Below are 21,640 nucleotides of genomic sequence, written 5' to 3'. Positions count from 1 at the left end.
ACCAGCCTAGCCCAACGCCGCGGGGGTTGGGGGGGGGCCGAGAAACCCCCCCCCGCCGAGTTCGCGGCAAGCGTGCGGGCCCCCCCAGGGGGCGCCCGTTTTGTTCACGCATCAGCTGTTGTTGTGGTCGACCTTGATGGTCGGATCGCTGCCGGCAATCAGGTTGTGAATGTTGGCGCTCGACCAGTTGTTGCCTTCCAGTTTGATCGTCACGTCCGGCGTGGCGGCTGCCGCGTCGCCGGAGTTGAACTTGCCCGCCGAGCTGACTTGCAGCGACGACGTGCCATCAACCGTGGTGATCTTCAGGAAGTTGTCGATGGTGCTGCCGGTTTCACCCTGCAACAGATCGCGCAGGTCGATGCGGTCACCTTCGTTGGCGTTGAAGTCCTTGATCACGTCATTGCCGGTGTCGCCTGCTTTCCAGACGAAGGTGTCGGCACCGGAACCACCGATCAGGATGTCGTTGCCCTGGCCGCCGATCAGCGTGTCATTGCCGGTGCCGCCGAGCAGGATGTCATTGCCCTTGCCGCCGTCGAGCAGGTCGTTGCCGCCCGAGCCGAACAGGATGTCATTGCCTGCGCCACCCAGCAGCGTGTCGTTGCCGTCATGTGCGCCGGATACATCGAACGCCTGATAGTGCTCGGTGATGTACTGGTGCACGTTGCTGGTGGTGACCTTGCTGACGTCGACCCCGGTCTGCTGCGCCACGAACGCCTGCATCGCCTGATAACCCTCGCCGGCAATGCCGTTGAAGCTCACCAGGTCGCCGAACAGGATGTCGTTGCCGTCGCCACCGCTGACGGTGTCGTTGCCCGGCAGCGTCGCTTCGGTGTGGCCGATGATCGAGTTGGCCAGATCCTTCGGATCGATGTTGGTCTGCGGCGAGTGATCCGAGTCATACGGTTTCAGGTCGTTGAGGCTGACACCGCTGTTGATACCGATCGCCTCGACATTCGACAGACCGCTGAGCAAGGCGAAGCTGCTGGTCGAGTTGTCGGTGGTGGCCGAGCTGGTGCTGCTGCCGCTGCCCGCCAGACTCGACAGCTCATAGGTACCATCACCCTGAGCGTGAACCGTGCCCAGGTTGGTGGTGGTCCAGCCACGGCCAGTGTAGGTCTGCAACTGGGCATAACCGCTGGCGGTGATGCTCAGGTAATGCGTGTTGTCGATGTACGTGCTGAAGGTATCGCCCAGCTTGTAGTTGCTGGTTGTCACCACACTGTCGAACTTCACGCTGCCGTACAGCGTCGGGTTGGTCTGCTCGCCGCTCTGGTAGTAGGTCGGCTGGCCGTCGGTGATGAAGTACGTGAGGTTCTTCGCCCCGGTGTTCGCCACAGCTTCCGCGCTCTGGAAGAAGTTGGCCGTGGTCTTGAACACGTCCTCGTAGTTGGTGCCGCCGCCGGACGCCATCGAGTCGAGCACGGCTTTGAGCTTGGTCAGAGCGTTCGGGTCGTTGAGGTTCACCGACACCGACTTGTTGACCTGGGTATCGAAGTCCGCCAGGAAGATGTTCACCGTGCCCGAGTTGCTGCCGCCCAGGCTCTGCTTGAGGGTGTTGAACACCGAGGTCAGCGAGTCCTTGGCCGCGTTGATCGACGAGGTGCTCATGCTGCCCGAGCTGTCGACCATGAACGCGATGTTGTAGTTGGTGCCCGGCACCACGGTCAGACCACCGATGTCGGCAACCATGATGTCGTTGCCATCGGTACCGTTGAAGGTGTCGTCGCCAGAGGTACCAACCACCGCGTTGTACACCGCGGGCACCACGGTGACCGGAATCGTAGCGGTGCTGCTGGCCGAACCGCCGACCATTTCAGTGGAGGTCGAGGTCACGGTCAGGTTGAACTGGCCGTTGTAGTAGGTCGGCGGGGTTACGGTCAGGCTGCCCAGGTTCCAGCCGGTGACGTTGGCTTCGCCGTTGCTCGCGGTGACTGTGAAGGTGTGACCGTTGCCGTCGGAGAGAACCGAGCCGACCGGCGCGCCGCTGATCTTCACGCTCAGGGTTTCCGAGCCGTCGGTGTCGGTCAGCGCGGTGTTGATCGCCGACAGTTTCACCGTGGTGCCTTCGGCGCCGGTGTTGAGCTTGTAGCCGTCGTAATAGCCTTCGCCGTTTGTGCCGTGCAGATCGGAGACAGTCACACCGGAATTCACCAGATCCTGCACCCCGGTGTAGATCGGCACGCCGGCGCTGCTCAGGTCGATTGGCGTGCTGCCGTTGACCGACAGGTTCACGTCATAGCTGCCCGGGCCGCTCTGGTTGTGGTGGTAGATGTCCAGGGTGTAGTAGCCGCTGGTGGTCGGGGTGAACGAACCGCTGATCGCACCGCCCGCGCCCCAGGTACCCGACGCCACGCTCTTGCCGCCAATGGTGATCAGCAGGCTGTCGTCAGCCACGCCGCTGAAGCTGTAGGTCTTGCCGGCTTCCAGATAGATCAGGCCCGACGTCTTCGACGCGGTACCGGCGGTTACGCTGCCGTCGGACTGCACGTTATTCACGTTGGTGCTGGAGTTCGGGGTGCCGGCGCCGTCGATCACGTTTTTCAACGTGGTCGAGTCAGCGCCGTTGCCGCTGGTGCCCAGGCCCGACAGGCCGGTCCAGACTTCCTTGACCAGCCCGGTGGACTTCACGCTGTTGTCGGCCACGCTCACGGTCGGCGCATCCGCCACTGGCGTGATGTCGATCTTCACGGTGCCGGTGTTGCCCAGCAGTTGGCCGTCGGTTGGCTGGAACTTGATCTGTGCGTAGTCGGCCTGGTTGTTGCCCATACCGGTGCCGCCGTAACCGTTGACCCCCGACTCGTTGGCATCCGGCATGAAGCGCAATTTGCCAGCGTCGATGTCAGCCTTGCTGAAGGTCTGGTTGTTGGCGACGTCTTTCCAGGTCGAACCGTCCAGATACTGCAGTTTGCCTTCGCCCGGCAGCTGGGTGATTTTGATGCCCAGGCTGCTGGCCGGGCTGTCGACGTCGGTCACACCGAAGGTCGACCAGCCGAGGATCAGCGGGGTGTCTTCGGTGCCGGTGACGTTGACCGGAGCCGCAACCGGCGCATCGTTGACCGCCACCACGTTGACCGTGGTGGTCGCGGTGTTGGAGTAGTTACCGCCATCGGTCACGGTCACGGTGATGATCCGCGGCACGGTGCTCGGGTCTTCACTGCTGTTGGTGAAGGTGATGTTTTTGATCGCCTGCATGTAGTCGGCGAGCGTCGCGTTGCCCGACAAGGTCAGGGTCACGGTGCCGTTGGTGCTGTTGGCATTGATCGTGATGCCGTTGACGCTGTTGCCGAGGTTCAGCGCGTCGCCGTCCTGACGGTTGGTCAGCACGATGGTCGCGCCGGTCAGCATGGTGCTGTCCGGGTCGGTGATCGTCAGGTCAGTGTCGGCAATCGACACGCCGGCGCCCGGGGTGTTTTCGGTGAACGTCACCTTGTAGTCGGCACCGGTGGCGCCGCTGGAGTTGTTGGCATCCAGGTCGATGACCGGTGGCGCATCGTTGTCGATGATCGAGGTGCTGACGCTGCCGTTGGTGCTGCTGACGGCCAGGTTCTCGAAGTTGCCGCCGGTGGCCGAGTCGATCTTGACCACGAAGTTCTCGGTGCCTTCGGTGATCTTGTCATCGATGGTCGCGACGTTGAACTGCGCGCTGCTGGCGCCCGCCGGGATCTTCACGGTGTACACGCCAGTGAAGTCCGAACCGTCGGCGGCGGTGCCGCTGTAGACGATTTTCAGGCTCACGTCGGTTTGCGCCGGGTGGGTCAGGCTGACGGTGTAGCTGGCGGTCTGGCCTTCGGTCACCGAGGTGCTGCCGGTGATGCTGACGGTGGTGGTGTCGATGGTATCGGCGACGTTGGTCACGGCCGGTGTCGTGCTCGGTACCAGGTTCTCGAAGTTGCCACCGCTGGCGTTGGTGATGGTCGCCTGCACGCTGCCGGCGTCTTTGTAGACGTCGTCAGCCGGAGCAGGAACGGTCACGGTGCCAGTGGTTTTACCGGCGTCGATGGTGATCACCGAGCCGTTGCTCAGGGTCACGGTTACCGGGGAACCGGCAGCGTTGCTCAGGGTGGCGGTGTAGGTGATCTGGCCGCCCTCGTTCACCGCCGGGGTCGCGCTCAGCGACAGGCTGGTGGTGTCGACGGTGTCGGTCACGGTGGTGCTGACCGGGGTTTTGTCGGCTACGAGGTTTTCGTAGTTGCCGCCGCTGACGTTGGTGATCGCATTGGTCAACGGTGCGTGGCCGGTCAACACGTCGTTCGGCGCAGTGGTGGTCACGGTGCCGGTGGTTTTGCCGATGTCGATGGTGATGGTCTGGCCGTTGGACAGGGTCACGACAACTGGCGAGCCAGTCACAGGCGCACCGACAGTGGCGGTGTAGGTGACAGTGCCACCCTCGGCCACAGTACCCGTTGCGGTGAGTTTCACGCCCGTGGTGTCGATGGTGTCGGTGACGCTGGTCACGGCTGGCGTGGTGCTCGGCACCAGGTTTTCGAAGTTACCGCCGGTGGCAGTCTTGATCGTGGCCTGCACGGTGCCGGCGTCTTTGTAGACGTCATCGGCTGGTGCAGGAACAGTCACGGTGCCGGTGGTTTTGCCTGCATCGATCGTGATCACTGCGCCGTTGCTCAGGGTCACGGTCACTGGCGAGCCAGCGGCGTTGGTCAGGGTTGCGGTGTAAACGATCGAGCCACCTTCGGCCACGGTGCCGGTCGCGGACAACGACAGATTGGTGGTGTCGACGGTGTCGGTCACGGTGGTGCTGACCGGGGTTTTGTCGGCCACCAGGTTTTCGTAGTTGCCGCCGCTCACGTTGGTGATGGCGTTGGTCAACGGCGCATGGCCGGTCAGCGCATCATTTGGTGCGGTGGTGGTTACGGTGCCGGTGGTTTTGCCGATGTCGATGGTGATGGTCTGGCCGTTGGCCAGAGTCACCACGACTGGCGAACCAGTGACTGGCGCACCGACGGTGACGGTGTAGACGACGTTGCCGCCTTCAACCGCTGTACCGGTGGCAGACAACTTCACAGTAGTGGTGTCGATGGTGTCGGTGACACTGGTCACGGCCGGTACGGTGCTCGGCACCAGATTTTCGAAGTTGCCACCGCTGGCATTGGTGATGGTTGCCTGCACGGTGCCGGCGTCTTTGTAGACGTCATCAGCCGGGGCAGGAACGGTCACGGTGCCAGTGGTTTTACCGGCGTCGATGGTGATCACTGCGCCGTTGCTCAGGGTCACGGTCACTGGCGAACCAGCGGCGTTGGTCAGGGTGGCGGTGTAAATGATCGAACCGCCCTCGGCGACCGTATTAGTGGCGCTCAGGGACAGGTTGGTGGTGTCGACAGTGTCGGTCACGGTGGTGCTGACCGGGGTCTTGTCGGCCACAAGGTTTTCGTAGTTGCCGCCGGTCACGTTAGTGATCGAGTTGGTCAACGGCGCGTGACCGGTCAGCGCATCGTTCGGTGCGATGCTGGTCACGGTGCCGGTGGTTTTGCCGATGTCGATGGTGATGGTCTGACCGTTGGCCAGGGTCACGACGACAGGCGAGCCGGTAACTGGCGCACCAACGGTAGCGGTGTAAGTGACGGTGCCACCTTCGGCCACGGTGCCCGTGGCGGTGAGTTTCACGCCCGTGGTGTCGATGGTGTCGGTGACGCTGGTCACGGCTGGCGTGGTGCTCGGCACCAGGTTTTCGAAGTTGCCACCGGTCGCCGACTTGATCGTTGCCTGCACGGTACCGGCGTCTTTGTAGACGTCGTCCGCTGGGGCAGGAACGGTGACGGTGCCGGTGGTTTTGCCCGCGTCGATGGTGATAACGGCGCCGTTGCTCAACGTCACGGTGACTGGCGAGCCGGCAGCGTTGGTCAGGGTTGCGGTGTAAACGATCGAGCCACCTTCGGCCACGGTGCCGGTCGCGCTCAGGGACAGGTTGGTGGTGTCGATGGTGTCGGTAACCGTGGTGCTGACCGGGGTCTTGTCGGCAACGAGGTTCTCGTAGTTGCCGCCGCTGACGTTGGTGATGGCGTTGGTCAGTGGCGCATGACCGGTCAACACGTCGTTCGGTGCGGTGGTGGTCACGGTGCCGGTGGTTTTGCCGACTTCGATGGTGATGTTCTGGCCGTTGGCCAGAGTCACGGTCACTGGCGAACCGGTTACCGGTGCACCAACGGTCGCGGTGTAGGTGACGGTACCACCTTCAGCAGCAGACTCGGTCGCGGTCAGTTTGACTGTGGTGGTGTCGATGGTGTCGGTGACGCTGGTCACGGCCGGGGTGTTGCTGGTCACCAGGTTTTCGAAATTGCCGCCAGTCGCGGTCTTGATCGTGGCCTCAACGGTGCCGGCGTCTTTGTAAACGTCATCAGCCGGTGCCGGGACGGTCACGGTACCGGTGGTTTTGCCCGCGTCGATGGTGATCACGGCGCCGTTGCTCAACGTCACGGTAACCGGCGAGCCGGCAGCGTTGGTCAGCGTCGCGGTGTAAACGATTGAGCCGCCTTCGGCCACGGTACCGGTCGCGGACAGCGACAGGTTGGTGGTGTCGACTGTATCGGTGACCGTGGTATTGACCGGGGTCTTGTCGGCAACGAGGTTCTCGTAGTTGCCACCGCTGACGTTGGTGATCGCGTTGGTCAGCGGCGCGTGGCCGGTCAGCGCATCGTTCGGTGCGGTGGTAGTGACGGTGCCGGTGGTTTTGCCGACTTCGATGGTGATGTTCTGACCGTTGGCCAGAGTTACCACGACTGGCGAGCCAGTCACTGGCGCACCAACGGTCGCGGTGTAGGTGACGGTACCCCCTTCGGCAGCAGACTCGGTCGCGGTCAGTTTGACCGTGGTGGTGTCGATGGTGTCGGTGACCTGAGTCACAGCCGGCACGGTGCTCGGTACCAGGTTTTCGAAGTTGCCACCGGTAGCGTTGGTGATCGTTGCCTGAACGGTGCCGGCGTCTTTGTAGACGTCATCGGCAGGTGCCGGAACGGTCACGGTGCCAGTGGTTTTACCGGCTTCGATGGTGATCACAGCGCCGTTCGACAGGGTCACGGTGACTGGCGAGCCAGCCGCGTTGGTCAAGGTCGCGGTGTAGATGATCGAACCACCCTCGGCGACCGAGTTGGTTGCGCTCAGCGACAGGTTGGTGGTGTCGACAGTGTCGGTAACGGTTGTGCTGACCGGCGTTTTGTCGGCGACCAGGTTTTCGTAGTTACCGCCGCTCACATTGGTGATCGCGTTGGTCAAAGGCGCATGACCGGTCAGCGCATCGTTCGGTGCGATGGTGGTTACGGTGCCGGTGGTTTTACCCACTTCGATAGTGATGTTCTGACCGTTGGCCAGTGTCACAACGACAGGCGAACCGGTCACAGGCGCACCGACAGTGGCGGTGTAAGTGACGGTGCCACCTTCCGCAGCAGAATCGGTCGCGGTCAGCTTGACCGTGGTGGTATCGATGGTGTCGGTGACCTGAGTCACAGCCGGCACGGTGCTCGGTACCAGGTTTTCGAAGTTGCCACCGGTAGCGGTGGAGATGGTCGCTTCGACTTTACCCGCGTCTTTGTAGACATCGTCGGCCGGTGCCGGAACGGTCACAGTGCCGGTGGTTTTGCCAGCCTCGATGGTGATCACGGCGCCGTTGCTCAATGTCACGGTGACTGGTGAGCCTGCAGCGTTGGTCAGGGTTGCGGTGTAAACGATCGAGCCGCCTTCGGCCACGGTACCGGTCGCGGACAGCGACAGGTTGGTGGTGTCGACGGTGTCGGTGACGTTAGTGCTGACCGGGGTTTTGTCAGCCACGAGGTTTTCGTAGTTGCCACCAGTCACACCGGTGATCGCGTTGGTCAGAGGCGCATGACCGGTCAGCGCATCGTTCGGTGCGGTGGTGGTCACGGTGCCAGTGGTCTTGCCGACTTCGATGGTGATGTTCTGACCGTTGGCCAGAGTCACCACAACCGGAGAGCCGGTGACTGGTGCGCCGACGGTTGCGGTATAGGTGACGGTGCCGCCTTCGGCCACCGAGGTATCGGCAGTCAGCTTGACGGTCGAGGTGTCGATGGTGTCGGTGACTTCGGTGACAGCCGGCACGGTACTTGGCACCAGGTTTTCGAAGTTGCCACCGGTGGCGGTGGAAATGGTTGCTTCGACTTTGCCCGCGTCTTTGTAGACGTCGTCCGCCGGAGCTGGAACAGTCACGGTGCCGGTGGTTTTGCCGGCCTCGATGGTGATGACAGCGCCGTTGCTCAGCGTCACGGTAACTGGCGAGCCAGCGGCGTTGGTCAGGGTTGCTGTGTAAACGATCGAACCGCCCTCGGCGACCGAATTGGTAGCGCTGAGCGACAGGTTGGTGGTGTCGACGGTGTCAGTCACGGTGGTGCTGACTGGCGTTTTGTCGGCCACCAGATTCTCGTAGTTACCGCCAGTCACGCCGGTGATCGCGTTGGTCAGAGGAGCATGACCGGTTAACGCATCGTTCGGTGCGGTGGTGGTGACCGTACCGGTGGTCTTGCCGACTTCGATGGTGATGTTCTGACCGTTGGCCAAGGTTACGACCACAGGCGAGCCGGTTACCGGAGCACCGACGGTGGCGGTGTAGGTGACGGTGCCACCTTCCGCAGCGGATTCAGTCGCCGTCAGTTTGACCGTGGTGGTGTCGATGGTGTCGGTAACGTTGGTGACGGCCGGCACAGTGCTCGGTACCAGATTTTCAAAGTTGCCACCGGTAGCGCTGGAGATGGTCGCTTCGACTTTGCCGGCATCTTTGTACACGTCATCGGCTGGCGCCGGAACGGTCACGGTGCCAGAGGTTTTACCGGCCTCGATGGTGATCACCGCGCCGTTGGACAGGGTCACGGTGACTGGCGAACCAGCGGCGTTGGTCAGGGTTGCGGTGTAGACGATCGAGCCACCCTCGGCCACGGTGCCGGTCGCACTGAGCGACAGATTGGTGGTGTCGACGGTGTCGGTGACATTGGTCGACACCGGCGTTTTATCCGCCACGAGGTTTTCGTAGTTACCGCCGCTCACGTCGGTGATGGCGTTGGTCAGCGGCGCGTGGCCGGTCAACGCATCGTTCGGCGCAGTGGTAGTCACGGCGCCAGTGGTTTTACCCACTTCGATGGTGATGTTCTGACCATTGGCCAAGGTCACCACGACCGGCGAGCCAGTCACTGGCGCGCCGACAGTCGCGGTGTAAGTGACGGTGCCACCTTCCGCAGCCGATTCGGTCGCGGTCAGTTTGACCGTGGTGGTATCGATGGTGTCGGTCACGTTGGTGACGGCCGGAACGGTGCTAGGCACCAGGTTCTCGAAGTTGCCACCGGTAGCGCTGGAAATGGTTGCTTCGACTTTACCCGCGTCTTTGTACACGTCGTCAGCCGGAGCTGGAACGGTTACGGTGCCCGACGTTTTACCGGCTTCGATGGTGATCACCGCGCCGTTGGACAGGGTCACGGTCACCGGCGTCCCGGCCGGATTGGTCAGGGTCGCGGTGTAAACAATCGAACCACCCTCGGCCACCGAGTCGCTGGCGGTCAGGTTCAGGTTGGTGGTGTCGACGGTGTCCGACACCGAGGTGTTCGCCGGTGTCTTGTCGGCCACCAGGTTCTCATAGTTGCCGCCGGCAACCTTGTCGATGGCGACGCTCAGCGAGCTGCCGCCCGCCAATGGGCTGTTCGGCGCAACGAAATTCACGCTGCCGGTGGTCTCACCGACGGCGATGGTGATGGTCTGGCCGTTGGACAGAGTGACCACAACTGGCGAGCCGGTTACCGGTGCGGTCACGCTCGCGGTGTAGACCACGGTCTCGCCTTCGGCGACGTTGGCGGTGGCGGTCAACGACACGGTGGAGGTGTCGATGGTGTCGTTGACGGTGGTCACCGCCGGAGTGTTGCTGGTCACCAGGTTTTCGAAGTCGCCACCGGTCGCGCCCTTGATGGTCGCTTCAACGGTGCCGGCGTCCTTGTAGACGTCATCCTTCGGCGCATCGACGGTCACGGTGCCGGTAGTTTTGCCGGCGTCGATGGTGATCACCGCGCCATTGCTCAAGGTCACGGTCACCGGAGTGCCGGCGGCGTTGCTCAGGGTGGCGGTGTAGGTGATCTGCCCGCCTTCGTTCACCGCCGGGGTCGCGCTCAGCGACAGGTTGGTGGTGTCGACGGTGTCGGTCACGGTGGTGCTGACCGGCGTTTTGTCGGCGACGAGGTTTTCGTAGTTGCCGCCGCTGACATTGGTGATCGAGTTGTTCAGCGGCTCATGACCGTTCAGCGCATCGTTCGGAGCGGTGGTCGTCACGGTGCCGGTGGTCTTGCCGATGTCGATGGTGATGGTCTGACCGTTGGCCAGGGTCACAACAACAGGTGCGCCAGTCACTGGAGCGCCAACAGTCGCGGTGTAAGTGACAGTGCCGCCTTCAGCCACCGAAGTATCGGCGGTCAGCTTCACGGTCGAGGTATCGATGGTGTCGGTGACTTCGGTGACGGCCGGAACGGTGCTCGGCACCAGGTTCTCGAAGTTGCCGCCCGCAGCATCCTTGATCGTGACTTCGACCTTGCCGGCGTCTTTGTAGACGTCATCGGCAGGTGCTGGAACGGTCACGGTGCCGGTGGTTTTACCCGCGTCGATGGTGATCACGGCGCCGTTGCTCAGGGTCACGGTGACCGGCGAGCCGGCAGCATTGGTCAACGTCGCGGTGTAAACGATCGAACCGCCCTCAGCCACGGTACCGGTCGCGCTCAGCGACAGGTTGGTGGTGTCGACGGTATCGGTCACGGTGGTGCTGACCGGGGTTTTGTCGGCAACCAGATTCTCGTAGTTGCCGCCGCTCACGTCGGTGATGGCGTTAGTCAGCGGCGCATGACCGTTCAACGCATCGTTCGGTGCGGTGGTGGTCACGGTGCCGGTGGTCTTGCCGACTTCGATGGTGATGTTCTGACCGTTGGCCAGGGTCACGACCACAGGCGAGCCGGTTACCGGAGCACCGACAGTGGCGGTGTAGGTGACGGTGCCACCTTCAGCAGCGGACTCGGTTGCGGTCAGTTTCACCGACGTGGTGTCGATGGTGTCAGTGACTTCAGTCACTGCCGGAACAGTGCTCGGAACGAGGTTCTCGAAGTTGCCGCCGGTTGCACCGTTGATGGTGACTTCAACCTTGCCGGCATCTTTGTAGACGTCATCGGCTGGTGCTGGAACGGTCACGGTGCCGGTGGTCTTGCCCGCGTCGATGGTAATCACCGAACCGTTGGACAGGGTCACGGTGACTGGCGAGCCTGCAGCGTTGGTCAGGGTCGCGGTGTAGGTGATCGAACCGCCCTCGGCGACCGAGTTGGTGGCGCTGAGCGACAGATTCGTCGTGTCTACGGTGTCAGTGACGGTGGTGCTGACCGGGGTATTGTCAGCGACCAGATTCTCGTAGTTGCCACCGGTGACGCCGGTGATCGAGTTGGTCAGTGGTTCGTGACCATTCAGCGCATCGTTTGGCGCGGTGGTGGTGACAGTGCCGGTGGTTTTACCCACTTCGATGGTGATGGTCTGGCCGTTCGCCAGGGTCACGGTCACCGGCGAGCCAGTGACAGGTGCGCCGACGGTGGCGGTGTAAGTGACAGTGCCGCCTTCAGCGACCGAAGTATCGGCCGTGAGTTTCACGGTCGAGGTGTCAATGGTGTCGGTGACTTCGGTGACGGCTGGAACTGTGCTCGGCACCAGGTTCTCGAAATTGCCGCCTGCGGCGTCTTTGATCGTAACTTCAACCTTGCCAGCGTCCTTGTAGACGTCATCGGCTGGTGCTGGAACGGTCACGGTGCCGGTAGTTTTACCTGCTTCAATGGTGATCACCGAGCCGTTCGACAGGGTCACGGTCACCGGCGTACCGGCCGGATTGGTCAGGGTCGCGGTGTAAACGATCGAACCACCTTCGGCAACGGAGCCAGTGGCGCTCAACGTCAGGTCGGTGGTATCGACGGTGTCGGTAACGGTGGTCGAAACCGGGGTTTTGTCAGCGACCAGATTTTCGTAGTTGCCACCGGTGACGCCGGTAATCGAGTTGGTCAGCGGTTCGTGACCGTTCAGCGCATCGTTTGGCGCGGTGGTGGTCACGGTGCCGGTGGTTTTGCCCACTTCGATGGTGATGTTCTGACCATTGGCCAAGGTCACAACAACCGGCGAGCCGGTTACCGGTGCGCCGACGGTGGCGGTGTAAGTGACAGTCCCGCCTTCAGCTACCGAAGTGTCGGCGGTGAGTTTGACCGTCGACGTATCGATGGTATCGGTAACTTCGGTAACAGCCGGAACGGTGCTCGGCACCAGGTTCTCGAAATTGCCGCCTGCGGCGTCTTTGATCGTGACTTCAACCTTGCCAGCGTCTTTGTAAACGTCATCGGCTGGTGCTGGAACGGTCACGGTGCCGGTAGTTTTACCGGCTTCGATAGTGATCACCGAGCCGTTGGACAAGGTCACGGTCACCGGAGTACCGGCCGGATTGGTCAGGGTAGCGGTGTAGACGATCGAACCGCCTTCCGCCACGGTGCCGGTGGCGCTCAGGGTCAAGTTGGTGGTGTCGACGGTGTCGGTGACGTTGGTCGAAACCGGGGTTTTGTCAGCGACCAGGTTTTCGTAGTTGCCGCCGCTCACGTCAGTGATTGCGTTGGTCAGTGGCTCGTGACCGTTCAACGCATCGTTCGGTGCGGTGGTGGTCACGGTGCCAGTGGTTTTGCCCACTTCGATGGTGATGGTCTGACCGTTGGCCAGGGTCACAACAACCGGCGAGCCAGTCACCGGCGCACCGACAGTGGCGGTGTAAGTGACGGTGCCACCTTCAGCCACCGAGGTATCGGCGGTCAGCTTGACGGTCGAGGTGTCGATGGTGTCAGTCACTTCAGTGACCGCAGGGACGGTGCTCGGCACCAGGTTCTCGAAATTGCCGCCGGTTGTTCCGGTGATGCTGACCTCAACCTTGCCGGCATCTTTGTAGACGTCATCGGCTGGCGCCGGAACGGTCACGGTGCCGGTGGTTTTACCTGCTTCGATGGTGATCACCGAGCCATTGCTCAGGGTCACGGTTACCGGAGTACCGGCCGGATTGGTCAGGGTTGCGGTGTAGACGATCGAACCGCCTTCCGCCACGGTGCCGGTCGCAGTCAGCGACAGGTTGGTGGTGTCGACGGTGTCGGTGACGCTGGTCGAAACCGGGGTTTTATCCGCTACAAGATTCTCGTAGTTGCCGCCGCTCACGTCAGTGATCGCGTTGGTCAGTGGCTCGTGACCGTTCAACGCATCGTTCGGCGCGGTGGTGGTCACGGTGCCAGTGGTCTTGCCGACTTCGATAGTGATGGTCTGGCCGTTGGCCAGAGTCACGACAACCGGCGAGCCAGTCACCGGCGCACCAACCGTAGCGGTGTAAGTGACAGTGCCGCCTTCAGCGACCGAAGTATCAGCGGTCAGTTTGACGGTCGAAGTATCGATGGTGTCAGTGACTTCGGTGACAGCTGGAACGGTGCTCGGAACAAGGTTCTCGAAATTGCCACCGGTAGTTCCGGTAATGCTGACTTCAACCTTGCCGGCATCTTTGTAGACGTCATCGGCAGGCGCCGGAACGGTCACGGTTCCGGTGGTTTTGCCGGCTTCGATGGTGATGACGGAGCCATTGCTCAGGGTCACAGTCACCGGGGTGCCGGCCGGGTTGGTCAGGGTCGCGGTGTAGACAATCGAACCGCCTTCAGCGACGGAGCCAGTGGCGCTCAACGTCAGGTTGGTGGTGTCGACGGTGTCGGTCACGGTGGTGCTGACCGGCGTCTTGTCGGCGACCAGATTTTCGTAGTTGCCACCGCTCACGCCAGTGATCGAGTTGCTCAGCGGCGCCTGGCCGTTCAGCACATCGTTCGGTGCGGTGGTGGTCACGGTGCCGGTGGTTTTACCCACTTCGATGGTGATGGACTGACCGTTGGCCAGAGTCACGACAACCGGCGAGCCAGTCACAGGCGCACCAACGGTCGCGGTGTAAGTGACGGTGCCACCCTCGGCGACCGAGGTATCGGCGGACAGTTTGACCGTCGAGGTGTCGATGGTATCGGTCACTTCGGTGACCGCAGGGACAGTGCTTGGCACCAGATTTTCGAAGTTGCCGCCGGTTGCACCGTTGATGGTGACTTCGACCTTGCCGGCGTCTTTGTATACGTCATCCGCAGGCGCCGGAACCGTCACGGTGCCGGTGGTTTTACCGGCTTCGATGGTGATCACGGCGCCGTTGCTCAGGATCACGGTGACCGGCGAGCCGGCAGCATTGGTCAACGTCGCGGTGTATTCGATCGAGCCGCCCTCGGCCACGCTGCCGGTCGCCGTCAGCGACAGGTTGGTGGTGTCGACGGTATCGGTAACGGTGGTCGAAACCGGGGTTTTGTCGGCGACGAGGTTTTCGTAGTTACCGCCACTGACATTGGTGATGGCGTTGGTCAGCGGTGGGTTGCCGGTCAACGCATCGTTCGGCGCGGTGGTGGTCACGGTGCCGGTGGTTTTGCCGACTTCGATGGTGATGGTCTGACCGTTGGCCAGGGTCACGACAACCGGCGAACCGGTCACAGGTGCACCGACGGTGGCGGTGTAAGTGACGGTGCCGCCTTCAGCGACCGAAGTATCGGCAGTCAGTTTGACGGTCGAGGTATCGATGGTGTCAGTGACTTCGGTAACAGCCGGAACGGTGCTCGGCACCAGGTTCTCGAAATTGCCGCCGGTGGTGCCGGTGATGCTGACTTCGACCTTGCCGGCGTCTTCGTAGACGTCATCCGCAGGCGCGGGAACGGTCACAGTGCCGGTGGTTTTGCCAGCCTCGATGGTGATGACGGAGCCATTGCTCAACGTCACGGTCACCGGGGTGCCGGCCGGGTTGGTCAGGGTCGCGGTGTAAACGATCGAGCCGCCTTCAGCGACGGTGCCGGTGGCACTCAGCGACAGGTTGGTGGTGTCGATGGAGTCGGTAACGGTGGTGGTCGCCGGCGTGGTGTTCGGCACCAGATTCTCGAAGTTGCCGCCGGTCGCACCGGTAATCGTGGTGCTGACGGTGCCGCCGTTGTTGTAGACGTCGTTCGGCGCGGTCGGCACGTTGACCGTGCCAGTGGTCTGGCCGGCTTCGATGGTGATGGTCGAACCGTTGGACAGGGTGACGGTGACCGGCGTCTGTGCCGGATTGGTCAGGGTCGCGGTGTAGGTGATCTGGCCACCTTCGACCACGGTACCGGTGGCGGTGAGGGTCAGGCCGGTGGTGTCGCGCGAATCGACGATGTTCGTTACGGCTGGCGTCGTGTTTGGTACCAGATTCTCGAAGTTGCCACCAGTGGCACCGGTGATAGTGGTGCTGACGGTGCTGCCGTTGTTGTAGACGTCATTCGGCGCGGTTGGCACGTTGACGGTGCCTGTAGTCTGGCCGGCTTCGATGGTGATGGTCGAACCGTTGGACAGGGTGACGGTGACCGGCGTCTGTGCCGGGTTGGTCAGGGTCGCGGTGTAGGTGATCTGACCGCCTTCGGTGACGCTGTTGCCAGCAGTCAGGGTGACGGTGGTGGTGTCGATGGTGTCGGTGACCTGAGTCGTCGCCGGGATGGTCGGCGGGGTCACGGTAATGCCGTTGCCGCCGGTAGTGCCGGTGACGGTCACGTTGATCTGGGTCGGATCGTTATAAACGGTGTCGTTCGGTGCCAGCGGCACGTTGACGGTGCCGGTGGTGGAGCCGGCCGGAATCACGATCACCGAGCCGTTGGACAGGGTGATGGTCAGGTCGGTCAACGGCGCCTGGGTCAGGGTCGCGGTGTACACCAGCACGCCGCCGGCTTCGGTGATGGTCGGCGTGGCGCTGAGGCTCAGGGTCGACTCACGCAGGGCGTTGGTGGTGGTGTCGCTGGTCTGGCCACCGGTGATGTTCTGTGCCGCTTGTGCACCGGCGTTGATGCCCGCGGTCGGGAAGCCGATGGTCGGATCGACGCGGCCAGCCGTGGCATCGAGCATCACGAAGCTGTGGCCGCCGCCTGCCGCGCCGCCAGTGCCTGCGGCGGTAGCGCCGGCAGCGGTGGCTTCAAGGGCGGTGGTCGGGTCGGCACCGGCAGCGATGGCCTGCTGCAGCTCGGCTACAGACGGCGCGGCCTGCGCGGTGGCTTCGGCCAGGTCAGTGCTGGAGTCGGGCGCGTTGGCGCTCCACTGGGTTTCACGGCCCAGGTCCAGGGTGCGGCCATCCGCCAGTTCCAGCGACACGGCGCCGGAGAGGCCGGTATCGATCTGGTCGCCGACGAACAGGCGATCGCCTTCAACGAGCACGCGGCGTACACCCTCGGGGGAGACCACGAATACCTGACCGACAATGCTTTTGACGATGGCAACAACACTGCTCATTGAAGACTCTCCGGGTGTCACGTTCAGTTGACTTCCATAGCCTGATGGCTTCGGCGCCGATTCAGTCTGGACGTACTTTAAAAATTTGCGAATCAAGATTGACGCTGTTCTTCGTCAATAATTTGGCTAGATTCTTTCGCTATTAACTTTATGCCAAACTATTGACCTTCTGGGTGCCATCCTAAACAATCGCCCCACTAATGTCACATTGATATTTCCGCGGCGACCTGTCCCTCAGCGTGTGATCCAGTTCCTATTTTGAACTTTCCGACATACGGTCATTCCGGTCGCCAATCATCCGACGCAGCAGCACGTTTTGCTGTGATTCAAGACAAGAAGTCCTGGGAAATCTTTACCATGCGTTTGCACTTGTTCAAGGCTCTACCGTTCGCCCTCGCCGCCTCTTTTGTCCAAGCACAATCCTTACCAGAAGCCATGCAACAGGCACTGGATGTCCATCCGGAAATCCAGGCGGGGGTCAACAGTCGTTTGGCCGCGGATTATCAGTTAAAGGCAGCCAAAGGGGGATACCTGCCCAAGGTCGATCTGCTGGGCGGTTATGGCCGTGAGGGCACTGACAGCGTGACCACGCGCGCCAACGGTGGCGGCAACCACTGGGAAACTTTGAACCGCAGCGAGTCAAGTTTACGTCTCTCGCAAATGGTTTTTGACGGTTTTGCCACGTCCAGCGAAGTCGGGCGTCAACAAGCCACCGTCAACTCCCGCGCCTACTCGCTGCTCGGCACTTCCGAGCGCACCGCGCTGACCGTCGCCCAGGTTTACCTGGACGTGCTGACCCGCCGCGAATTCGTGCGTCTGGCCGAAGAGAACCTCAAGAGCCACCAACGCATTTACGATCAGATCCAGCTACGCACCCAGCGCGGCGTTGGTAGCGGCGCTGACCTTGATCAGGCTGAAGCGCGGATGGCTCAGGCCCGCAACAACCTGATCACCGAACAGACCAACCTCGCCGACTCCGAGACCAACTTCCTCAGTGCCGTCGGCCAGATGCCTGACCAGTTGGAGCGCCCGGCGCCGTTCATGGCGATGATGCCAGCCAACCTCAATGAAGCCCGTACGCAGATGCTGGAAAACAGCCCGATCCTGCGCTCGGCCGAGTCCGATATCGCCGCTGCCGAGAAGCAGTACGAAACCGCCAAGTCGACGTTCTACCCACGTTTCGACGCCGAGCTGGGTCGCACTGCCGACAACGATCTCGACGGTCAGAACGGCCACAACAACGAGTGGCAGGCCATGCTGCGCATGCGCTTCAATCTGTATTCGGGCGGCAGCAACAAGGCTGACCTTGAATCCAAGTCGTACCTGTCGAACCAGGCGCTGGACATCCGCAACAACGCCCTGCGTCAGTTGAACGAAGAACTGGGCCTGGCCTGGAACGCCCTGAACAACGCCAATGCGCAGGTGCCGATCGCTCAGCAGTACGTTGATCACAGCACCGCCGTGCGTACCGCCTACCAGCGTCAGTTCAGCCTCGGCGAGCGCACCCTGCTCGATTTGCTCGACAGCGAAAACGAGTTGTTCACCGCTTCGCGCCGTCTGGCCGAGATCAAGAACATTCAGTTATTTACTCAGTATCGAATCAAGGCGACCATGGGCGAGTTGCTCAAGAGCCAGGGAGTGGTCGCACCATTGGCATCCGTCGTGCAGAACGATGTGAAGCCGAAGGTCCAACTGCCCGGTATGAATTGAGCAGAACCTTCATTGTTCAATTGTTAGCCAAGAGTGCCGAGCGTGGAATCAGAAGTCAGTCGAGTTCAACTCATTCATGATCCGCGCGCGATGCACGACGATCCGTTACTGGATGGTCTGCTCGCTCTATGCATGTTGCACCAGAAGCCGGCCAGTGCCGCGATGCTGACCACTGGCCTGCCGTTGCCCAAGCAGCGCCTGAGTGTCGAGTTGCTGCCCCGCGCAGCGGCTCGCGCCGGGCTGCAGGGTCGGGTGCTGCAACGCAAGCTGGAAGAGATTCCGGCGATTGCCATGCCGGCGCTGTTGCTGCTCAAGGATGGCCGCAGCGCCGTCCTGCTCGGCTGGCAAGGTGACAACGAAGCCCGGGTGCTGCTCAGCGAAAGCGACGGCGGCGAATCGGTGGTCAGCCGCGAACTGCTGGCTGACGACTACACCGGCAAAGTGTTCTTCGCCCAGCCGCAGCACAAATTCGACGTCAACCACGGCACGCTGATCCCGCGTGCGCGCTCGTGGTTCCGCGACACCCTCAAGCGCTCGCGCTGGCTGTATGCCGATGCGATCGCCGCGAGTTTCCTGATCAACATCATCGCCATGGCCGCACCGCTGTTCGTGATGAACGTCTACGACCGCGTGGTGCCGAACCAGGCCGAAGCGACCCTGTGGGTGCTGGCGCTGGGCATCACCGGTGCCTACATTTTCGACCTGATCCTCAAAAGCCTGCGCAGCCTGTGCCTGGATCTGGCCGGCAAGAAAACCGACCTGATCATCTCCGCGACGCTGTTCGAGCGGATCGTCGGCATGGCCATGAAGTACCGCCCGGCGCGGGTCGGCAGCTTCGCGCAGAACATCCATGAGTTTCAGAGCCTGCGCGACTTCCTCGCCTCGCTGACCCTGACCAGCCTGATCGACCTGCCGTTCACCATCCTGATCTTCATCGTCATCGCGATTCTCGGCGGGCATCTGGTGTGGATTCCGGTGCTGGCGTTCCCGATTGCGCTATTGATCGGCTACGCGTTGCAGAAGCCGCTGGTCGCGACCATGGAACGCACTATGGCGCTGGGCGCCGAGCGTCAGTCGAGCCTGATCGAAACCCTCGCCGGCCTCGACGCGGTCAAGGTCAACAACGCCGAAAGCGAACGCCAGTATCAGTGGGAGCAGACCATCGGCACCCTCAGCCGCCTCGAACTGCGGGTGAAAATGCTCTCCGGTCTGGCGATGAATATCACCCTGCTGATCCAGCAACTGGCCGGGGTGATCATGATCGTCTTCGGCGTGTACCAGATCATCGCCGGCAACCTGAGCATGGGCGGTCTGATTGCCTGCTACATGCTCAGTGGCCGTGCGCTCAGCCCGCTGGCGTCGCTGTCCGGTCTGTTGACCCGCTACCAGCAGGCACGGGTAACCATGACTTCCGTCGACCAGATGATGGAGCTGCCGCAGGAGCGCAATTTCGAAGAACGTCCGCTGAGCCGCAAGGTGTTGCAGGGCGCGATCGAGTGCCGTCAGTTGAACTTCACCTACCCGGAGCAACAGAACCCGGCGCTGAAGAACATCAACCTGGTGATTCGTCCCGGCGAGAAGATCGGCATCATCGGTCGCAGCGGTTCGGGCAAAAGCTCACTGGCGAAACTGCTGGTGGGCCTGTATCAGCCGGACGACGGCGCATTGCTGGTGGACGGCGTGGACATCCGCCAGATCGACGTCAGCGAGCTGCGCTACAACATCGGCTACGTGCCGCAAGACATCCAGCTGCTGGCCGGCACCCTGCGTGACAATCTGGTCTCCGGCGCGCGCTATGTAGAAGACGAGCTGGTACTGCAAGCCGCCGAACTGGCCGGCGTGCACGAATTCGCCCGCCTGCACCCGCAGGGTTATGAGCTGCAAGTCGGCGAGCGTGGGCAGAACCTGTCCGGTGGCCAACGGCAGAACGTTGCTCTGGCGCGGGCGCTGCTGCTCAACCCGCCGATCCTGCTGCTCGACGAACCGACCAGCGCCATGGACAACACCGGCGAAGAACGCCTCAAGCAGCGTCTGGCCGCCGTCGTTGAAAACAAGACCGTGGTGCTGGTGACGCACCGGGCCTCGCTGCTGTCGCTGGTCGACCGCCTGCTGGTGGTCGACCGTGGACAGATTCTCGCCGATGGCCCGAAAGCCGCCGTGATGGAAGCGTTGAAGAAGGGGCAGATCAGTGTTGCTTAAGTCGGGTGTCAAAGAGTCGATCCGTCGCTACTTCAAGGGTTCTGCCTCGCTGCAGGGCCAGCCGCTGCCGGAGGTCAATAAGGCGCTGATCGAGGACGCCCCGCGCGTCGTGCGCCTGACCATCTGGGCAATCATCGGCTTCTTCCTGTTCCTGCTGCTGTGGGCCAACTTCGCCGTGATCGACGAAGTGACCAAGGGCGACGGCAAGGCGATTCCGTCGTCGAAGATCCAGAAAATCCAGAACCTTGAGGGCGGGATTGTCTCGGAAATGTTCGTCAAGGAAGGTCAGATCGTCGAGGCCGGCGCACCGCTGATTCGTCTGGACGACACGCGATTTGCTTCCAACGTCGGCGAAACCGAGGCTGATCGGCTGTCTATGCTGCTGCGCGTCGAGCGTCTGAGCGCCGAGGTCGATGACCGTCCGCTGAATTTCCCGGAAGACGTGCTCAAAGCCGTGCCGGGTCAGGCGAAAAGCGAAGAATCGTTGTACATCAGCCGGCGTCAGCAACTGCACGACGAGATCGGTGGTTTGCAGGAGCAGTTGATCCAGCGTCAGCAAGAGCTGCGCGAGTTCAGCTCCAAACAGGCGCAATACCGCCAGCAACTGGGCCTGCAACGTCAGGAAATCAACATGTCCGAGCCGCTGGTGGCGCAGGGCGCGGTGTCACCTGTTGAAGTGCTGCGGCTCAAGCGTGCCGAAGTCGAAACCCGTGGTCAGCTCGACGCCACCACGCTAGCGATCCCGCGCGCCGAATCGGCCATCAAGGAAGTCCAGCGCAAGATCGACGAGACGCGCGGCAAATTCCGCAGCGAAGCGCTGACTCAGCTCAACGAAGCCCGCACCGACCTGAACAAGGCCCAGGCCACCGGCAAGGCCCTGGAAGACCGGGTCAGCCGGACGCTGGTCACCTCGCCGGTACGCGGCATCGTCAACAAGTTGCTGGTCAACACCATCGGCGGTGTTATTCAGCCGGGCAGCGACATGGTGGAAATCGTGCCGCTGGATGACACCTTGCTGGTCGAAGCCAAGATCCGTCCGCAGGACATTGCGTTCCTGCATCCGGGGCAGGAAGCGATCGTCAAATTCACCGCGTACGACTACACCATTTATGGCGGGCTGAAAGCCAAACTGGAGCAGATCGGTGCCGACACCATCACCGACGAAGACAAGAAAACCACCTACTACATCATCAAGGTGCGCACCGAGCGCAGCCACCTGGGCACTGATGAAAAGCCGCTGCTGATCATTCCGGGGATGGTTGCGTCGGTGGATATCATCACTGGCAAGAAGTCGGTGTTGAGTTATCTGCTCAAGCCGATCATCCGGGCGCGGGCCGAGGCGTTGCACGAGCGTTAATTCTCTAGTGGTCATTACCGCCTCATC

The 21,640-nt window shown here is 62.0% G+C and carries 4 protein-coding genes; 3 read left to right on the top strand and 1 reads right to left on the bottom strand.

What is annotated here, in order from left to right:
• Nucleotides 1-111 precede the first annotated feature (111 nt).
• Nucleotides 112-16,347, bottom strand: a complete 16,236-nt coding sequence (locus LVD08_RS14345) for a LapA family giant adhesin (RefSeq protein WP_247268464.1) — start codon at nt 16,345-16,347, stop codon at nt 112-114.
• Nucleotides 16,348-16,704: 357 nt separating this feature from the next.
• Here LVD08_RS14345 and LVD08_RS14340 point away from each other — a divergent pair, with 357 nt between their 5' ends.
• Genes LVD08_RS14340 through LVD08_RS14330 form a run of 3 tightly spaced genes read left to right on the top strand, consistent with a single transcriptional unit; the run spans nt 16,705 to nt 21,613 of the window.
• A complete protein-coding gene (locus LVD08_RS14340; protein WP_007961502.1) occupies nt 16,705-18,057 on the top strand; it encodes a TolC family outer membrane protein in 1,353 nt (450 codons plus the stop codon).
• Nucleotides 18,058-18,099: 42 nt separating this feature from the next.
• The gene (locus LVD08_RS14335; protein WP_027611114.1) at nt 18,100-20,256 is read left to right on the top strand and encodes a type I secretion system permease/ATPase; all 2,157 of its coding nucleotides are present in this window, start codon (nt 18,100-18,102) and stop codon (nt 20,254-20,256) included.
• Nucleotides 20,246-21,613, top strand: coding sequence for an HlyD family type I secretion periplasmic adaptor subunit (locus LVD08_RS14330; protein ID WP_027611115.1), 1,368 nt, complete (start codon nt 20,246-20,248; stop codon nt 21,611-21,613). The genes LVD08_RS14335 and LVD08_RS14330 overlap by 11 nt, the downstream gene beginning before the upstream one ends.
• Nucleotides 21,614-21,640 lie beyond the last annotated feature (27 nt).

The organism is Pseudomonas sp. YL2, from assembly GCF_023063025.1.
Taxonomy (GTDB): Bacteria; Pseudomonadota; Gammaproteobacteria; order Pseudomonadales; family Pseudomonadaceae; genus Aquipseudomonas; species Aquipseudomonas putida_A.
The sequence above is the reverse complement of the archived record's forward strand: the minus strand, read 5'-3'. Positions and strand labels throughout refer to the sequence as shown.

What these genes read in the sequence shown, in the direction of transcription:
- LVD08_RS14345 (WP_247268464.1), bottom strand. Translation starts at nt 16,347, where the DNA reads ATGAGCAGTGTTGTTGCCATCGTCAAAAGCATTGTCGGTCAGGTATTC.
- LVD08_RS14340 (WP_007961502.1), top strand. Translation starts at nt 16,705, where the DNA reads ATGCGTTTGCACTTGTTCAAGGCTCTACCGTTCGCCCTCGCCGCCTCT.